Annotated in this window: 6 protein-coding genes and 1 tRNA gene; 2 read left to right on the forward strand and 5 right to left on the reverse strand. The window is 36.1% G+C overall.

The window, feature by feature from the left end; translation table 11 throughout:
- Positions 1-6: 6 nt before the first annotated feature.
- A tRNA-Met gene (locus tag ABX784_RS14820) sits at positions 7-83 on the reverse strand.
- A 185-nt stretch (positions 84-268) separates the two neighbouring features.
- On the opposite strand from ABX784_RS14820, the gene ABX784_RS14825 reads away from it, so the two are divergent.
- A complete protein-coding gene (locus tag ABX784_RS14825; RefSeq protein WP_372655839.1) occupies positions 269-586 on the forward strand; it encodes a hypothetical protein in 318 nt (105 codons plus the stop codon).
- Positions 587-653: 67 nt separating this feature from the next.
- Positions 654-1,895 (forward strand): hypothetical protein, encoded by a 1,242-nt coding sequence (locus ABX784_RS14830; RefSeq protein ID WP_372655840.1) that lies wholly within the window; start codon positions 654-656, stop codon positions 1,893-1,895.
- Positions 1,896-1,944: 49 nt separating this feature from the next.
- Here the strand turns inward: ABX784_RS14830 and ABX784_RS14835 are convergent, their stop codons facing one another.
- The 4 genes from ABX784_RS14835 to ABX784_RS14850 form a co-directional block, all read right to left on the reverse strand.
- On the reverse strand, positions 1,945-2,976 hold the full coding sequence (locus tag ABX784_RS14835) for a pseudouridine synthase (RefSeq protein WP_372655841.1): 1,032 nt from the start codon (positions 2,974-2,976) through the stop codon (positions 1,945-1,947).
- Positions 2,977-3,104: 128 nt separating this feature from the next.
- Positions 3,105-4,748, reverse strand: a complete 1,644-nt coding sequence (gene scpB / locus ABX784_RS14840) for an SMC-Scp complex subunit ScpB (RefSeq protein WP_372655842.1) — start codon at positions 4,746-4,748, stop codon at positions 3,105-3,107.
- 17 nt (positions 4,749-4,765) lie between these two features.
- Complete coding sequence (locus ABX784_RS14845; RefSeq protein ID WP_372655843.1) at positions 4,766-5,683, reverse strand: ScpA family protein; 918 nt, start codon at positions 5,681-5,683, stop codon at positions 4,766-4,768.
- A 15-nt stretch (positions 5,684-5,698) separates the two neighbouring features.
- Positions 5,699-6,326 (reverse strand): site-2 protease family protein (locus ABX784_RS14850; RefSeq protein ID WP_372655844.1); only part of this gene is annotated, 628 nt, incomplete at its 5' end.

Here is a 6,326-nt window from a genome sequence, read left to right on the forward strand (position 1 = left end):
GAAAATTGGTTGCGGGAGCAGGATTCGAACCTGCGACCTTCGGGTTATGAGCCCGACGAGCTACCTGACTGCTCCATCCCGCGATAAATTATTGAAAGTAGGAACTTTCGAAAGTGAGGTCATAATAAAATAGATAACTTCTTTTGTCCACCTTTAATCTCATATCTAAAAAAAGTATTTTGCTCCAGCTTAAAACACTAAAAATATTGAGAAATGTGGCGATGAGTACTTTAGATTCACCTAAGAACCGGGAAAAGAAGGATTATTTATGAGTGGTGCAACTTCAAAAAGAGAAAAAATCTTCATCGAAATGGATACAGCTGAGTTAACTCAATCGCAAATAAGGTTAATAAAATCTGTTAACATGATGCTACAGCATGTTCTAGTTACAGATGATGAAGAAGAGTTTTTTTCTGGAAGTGCAGAGTTTATGAGAATGTGTGCCTCAATTATTAAGAAAGCTCACTTCGCAGAAGACCTTAAAGGAATTAATGACATCCCTTATGCACAACAGGCGCTAGAGTATTCAATGGATATACTCCAAGAACATATTTCAAGCTCTTCAGTTATCAACTACGATAACTAATTGATTCAAATTTAATTAAATATATAGGCCTTATCTTCAATAAGGCCTTTTTAGTTCTGGTGATAGTATGATGAAAAAAATTATTCTGTTTTTTATTGCTCTTACCTACTCTAGCCTTTTATACAGTAGTGAGTATGAGTGTAACGACTCTCAGACAAAACTCATTCAAGTAAATCCTAAGACCTCAGTAAAAGTTCAAAACCTTTATGGTGTTTGCTCATTTGTAGTAGAAACATCTAAGGATAGTCGAAAGTTTAGCTATTCTGAAAAGGAGTATGAAGCAGTAAGAAGCTGGTCTTTTCAAAGCACTGGAAAAGTTCTTATTCACAGCCATTATCAAACTGCTCCTACAGATAGCTCTGCTAACGCTTACAAAGCTTATCAAATGTATCCTAATAATGAAGACCTTAAACTCATTACAAATGAAGATGAAAGCTTCTCTATTCGTTTAGCTAATGGATTACTTGTGCATTTTAATTCTGATGGAAGTATTGATAAAAATAAAACAGTGGATTTAAAGATAAAAGATACTCCTATAAGTGTTCCAAATATTCCAAAGGATAAGTCTTCAAGTAAATATGAAGAGCTCAATCACTTAAGCTATAGAGACAGTAAGAAGTCAGCAATCCGTGTTTACCACAGACAAATAAATGCCTCTGCTACATCAAGATCAATTGGACTAGAAACTAAAAAAGGAATGTATATTCCTTTAGGGATTGAGATGGGAAAAATTCCAGGAAATAGTCCTAACGCGAAATATACTCTATTTGGCATTGATGATGAAAGACTTTGCTCAGAGAAAATGCCTGCACACTATTTTTTTAACTATCAAGTTCGTTGCTCAGCAAAATCTCCCAACAAACGCTGTGCTTGTAAGCATTCAGAAAGTGAGGCCCAGAGCTTATTCACAAAGAACTCTCAATATGAAAAAGAAATTAGAAAGTTAAAAAGAGAAATTCAAAAAGCTGATGCTAATGAATTAGCTCCCCTTCAAAAAAAGTTATCTGAACGAGAAAAAGTCTATAGGCCTAAATTATATAGCGAAATCTACTTCACCTGTAGCTTAGATAAAGATAGTGCTATGGCCTTCATTGCTGGCAAGAAAATAAGTGGAGACAATAGAGAGATTGAAGGTGTCTCAGTGAAGGATACAGAATCAGTACTTAGTGGGCTTATTGGATCTAATAAGTGTCGTAAACTAAAAAGAGCGTATCACGATTGTGTGGAGTGCTTTGAGAAAGACATTTTAAAAATGAATAATATTGAAAATCAAGAGATAATAATTCAGGAAGTATTAGAACAAATCTAATTCATATAATAAGCTGCCATAGAAAACTTATGGCAGCTTAATCTATTAATTAATCTACAATTACTGCGTGTGGAGCTTTGTAATTAGCTTCAGCTTTCTTCTTTTCACGAAGAGCTTTCTTCTTCTTACGTGCAAAGTGAGCTTCGTCTCTAGCTGCAAGAGAAGCTGCTTTTGCTGCCTCTTCTTCACTCTTACGTCTCTCATCTAGCTCTTTAACTGATTTGAAATAAGTTTCTTTTCTATACTTGATCCATGCCTCATCATCTGCGGCAGTACCAGCTTGAACGCCTTTCTTCTTTAAGTTAACAGTCTTCTTAGAAGACATCCACGCTCTGTCACCTTCAAGTTTCTTTCCATCTTCAGAAACTCCAATAAGGTTTAGGAGTTGTTTCTTAGTGATGTATCTAAACTTACTTGGAGCAATTCCTTCAACCGTAAGGCCTTCAATTGCAACACGCTTAAGCTTATCAACAGTAAGACCACAGGCCTCACATATTTTTCTAATCTCTCTATTTCTACCTTCACCAAGTCTAAACTCAACCCAAGTCTTATTTGGAAGTTGCTTAATCACTCTTACAGATAGAGGCTTAACAAAGCCTTCTTCGAGTTGAACACCATTTCTAAGTTTCTTAAGAATTGTCTCAGTAACTGATCCAAAGACCTTAACTTCATAAACTTTAGTGATATTAAAACTAGGGTGCATAACCATGTTGGCCACTTCACCATCATTAGTTAAAAGTAAAAGTCCTTCAGATAGGTAATCTAGTCTACCAACTGGATAGATTCTTTCTGAGACTTCTTTACAAAGATCCATTACAGTTCTTCTTCCTTCAGGATCATCTACTGTAGTGACATAACCTCTTGGTTTATTCATAACAAGGTAAACCTTATCAACGCTTCCAAGGTCAGCAATTTGTCCATCAACAATAACTGCATCTACGTCAGGGTTAACTTTGGTACCAAGTATTCTTACTGTGTCGCCGTTAACTTGAACACGTCCTTGAACGATAAGCTCTTCAGCTTTTCTTCTTGAAGTGATTCCACAGTCAGCGATAAATTTTTGTAATCTTAATTCAGACATTTTGAACTCCTAATCTGCCATCTCGGCCGTTTAAGATTAATAATAGATAAACAAGCTTCGTATGAAGCCTATTTTAGGTTTGAGGCAATCTACTACCACCCCAAACCGAAGTCAATATTATGGGAAATTTATTCGTTATCGTCGTTTAAGAAGCTCAGATCGAGGTCTAAGTCCTTTGCCTTCTCTGAAATCATAGAAGTTAAATCGTCGATATCATTGGCTTTTTCTTCAACATTTGCTCCACTCTCTTCGAAATCAGAGTCATCTAAGCTCGAGCCCGTAAGGTTAGCAAATGCTGCATCAAGAGCTGCTGCAAGTGAATCTACTTCATCTTTATTTTCAGTAAATAGGTTTGCTGCCGTCTCTTCTGCTTGAGCTGCCATTGGGCTCTCTTCAACAACTTCAGAATTAACTTCTTCTACTTCATCATCAGCTGGAAGAATTGGAAGTCCAGTTGCTTCAGAAATTTCTTTAATTTCTTCTTCGCTCATTTCGATATCAACAAGCATATCGTAGTCATCATCTAACTCAACTATTTCATCAGGATCAGCAACACTTCCATCATCTTCTAGATCATCAGTAATGACTTCACCAGTATCTAAATCAATCATTTGGAAATCATCTTCATCTTCATCGTCCATCAACTCTGGCATATTAAATGGTCCAGCTGTTAGATCTTTAATGACTTGAGGATCAGTGATCGCAGTGAATATTTCAGAAGCAAGTGATTCTTCATTTGCGTTTGAAACTAATCTATTATCAAGATGCTCTTCTAGTAAATCGAAAGCAGACTTAATAACTTCGCCTTCTTCTGACTTTCTCTTCTTCTCTTCTAGCTTTAAAGATCTTGTAAAATCTGTTTCAGAATCAATACTTCTGATCTTATCGGCTAGAGCGTCTAGCTCATCAATTTCATCAAATGAGAATCTAGTCTTATCACCATGGTGAACAATTGTTTTAATATCAGAGATTTTTCCAATCTCTTGCTGGCTCATCTCCTCAAGCTCATGCTCTGGAGGTAGTTGATCTAAACTTGATAGATTAAATACTTCAAGGAACTCAGAAGTTGTTCCATAAAGAACCGGGCGACCAACATCATTAGATCTACCTGTTACTCTTACAAGCCTCTTATCCATCAACCCTCTAACAATATGAGATGAGTCGACTCCTCTAATTTTTTCAACTTCAATTTTAGAAACTGGCTGCTTATATGAAATAATCGCTAGAACTTCTAGAGCTGTTGGAGAAAGAACAAGAGAGTTTACTTTAAATAAATCTTGAACATATTTTGCATAAGTTGCTTTAGTTCTAAACTGGTAACCCTCAGCAACTTCCTGTAGACGAATTCCGTGATGTTTCACTTCATATTCCTCTTGAAGTCTCTCAAGAGAAGCATGAACGACTCTTAAAGGAAGGTCTTCATCAATAACATTTCTAATTTTAGCAAGAGCAACAGGCTTATCACTCATGAAAATAATTGTTTCAATTGCTCCACAAAGAGTATCAAAATTAAGGCCAGTTCTTGCTTGCCATAATTTATCTTCTTGCTCTTCATTAAGCTCTTCAACTTCTTCAGCAACTTCAACAGTATCTTCGCTACTCATTTCTATCGTTGGGTATTCGAGATCAGCTTCTGATGGAAATACAGCAGTAAAGTCTTCAGTCTCAGCTTCTGGCGCCGACACTTCTAACAACTCATCTTCTATGACTACATTTTCAATTTGACTTAAAATTTCATCATTAATGATTTCTGTTTCATTTATTTCGTTCATATATCTCTCTCAAAATATTACTGAAGAACTACTTCTTCATTTGCCTGTTCTGGTTGTGCAATAACTTCTATATTCTCTGCAATTTCAACACCATTCTGTGCAATAGTACTAGCTATTTCATCACTAATGGCCTTCTCTGCTAATTCGTCTTCATCTTCAAAACCATCTGCTTGAGTCACATCAAAGTCCTCAAGAGATCTAACAACATCAACGTAAACACTTCCTAAGTCTTCATTTTGGAATACTTCTAAACGCTGAAGCCTTGCAAGCTCTAAAATTGAAATAAATGTGATCACTTTATTATCAAGGTTTTCACCACCGTCACTAGTGAGAAGATCCTGTAGCGTTGTTTTCTGACCAACACTTAAGAACTTCTTCAAGAAAACAAGCTTCTCTTTGATTGAAAGCCTATCTCTTTTAACAACAGTGTATTTTCTTTTTTCTCTAAAAAGGAAGTCCATCATTGATAGAGTTAACTTATCTAGCTCCATTGGAGTTAGTATTGAGTTAACAATGGCCTTTCTATTAACCTTTGGCTTAACAAAAATATCTTCATTCTGCTTTGGCAGTCCCCAAAGCTTTTCACCCATTTTCTGAAAGTGCTGAAGCTCTTCTAGCCTTCTTATAAGTTCTGATTGAGAAGTAATATTTAATCCTTCTCCATCACCTATTTGATCTTTTAGTCTTTCTTGCTCTTCTTCAGTAATACAGTTCTTTGACTTTAATAGTAGAAGTGTCGCTGCAAGAAATAAGTAATCTCCGGCAATATCAAAGTTTAACTCACGCATTTCTGCGATATAACCAAGATACTGGCTCGTGATTTTAGTTAGGTCTAAGTCTTTAACACTCATCTCTTCTTTTTGAACGAGTAAAAGCAGTAGACCCAAAGGACCATCAAAATTATCTGTTTTAACCTGAATAGTTGTATCCAGCATCAAATACTCCGTTCGTTAGCTAAGAAGCATATAAAACATTCCCGTAAGCATGTCTGATAGACCAAAGATTGGTCTTAACAAGTATGAGAATATATTTGTCGTCCATAAAATAATAAAGAATATAAATGTAAATCTCTGAAGCTCTTCATATTTTCGAGCAGCATTATAATCAAGGTAGGCCATAACCATTTTTGATCCATCTAAAGGAGGGAAAGGAATAAGGTTAAATACAGCCAACACTAAGTTTATAAGAACTGAATATCTAAGCATTTGAACAAGAGCATCTTTAAATCCAATTGATGCTGGCACTTTTAGAGTGATCAGAACAAAAAGAAATGAACATAGAATAGAAATGATAATATTTGCACCTGGACCAGCAAAAGCAACCCAAAATGAACCCATTTTATATTTCTTAAATCTTGCAGGATTTACTGGAACTGGCTTTGCCCACCCAAAAGGTGTCATACCAAAGACCATCAATCCGATTGGAAAGATAATAGTCCCCATAATATCCGCGTGGGATGCTGGGTTAAGTGTTAGTCGACCGTATCGCTCGGGAGTATCGTCACCAAATTTTGTGGCAACAAAAGCATGGGCGTATTCGTGAAATACAACTCCAATTAAAAATCCCGGCAGGCACGTC

This window comes from Halobacteriovorax sp., from assembly GCF_041587335.1.
In the GTDB taxonomy this organism is placed as follows: Bacteria; Bdellovibrionota; Bacteriovoracia; order Bacteriovoracales; family Bacteriovoracaceae; genus Halobacteriovorax.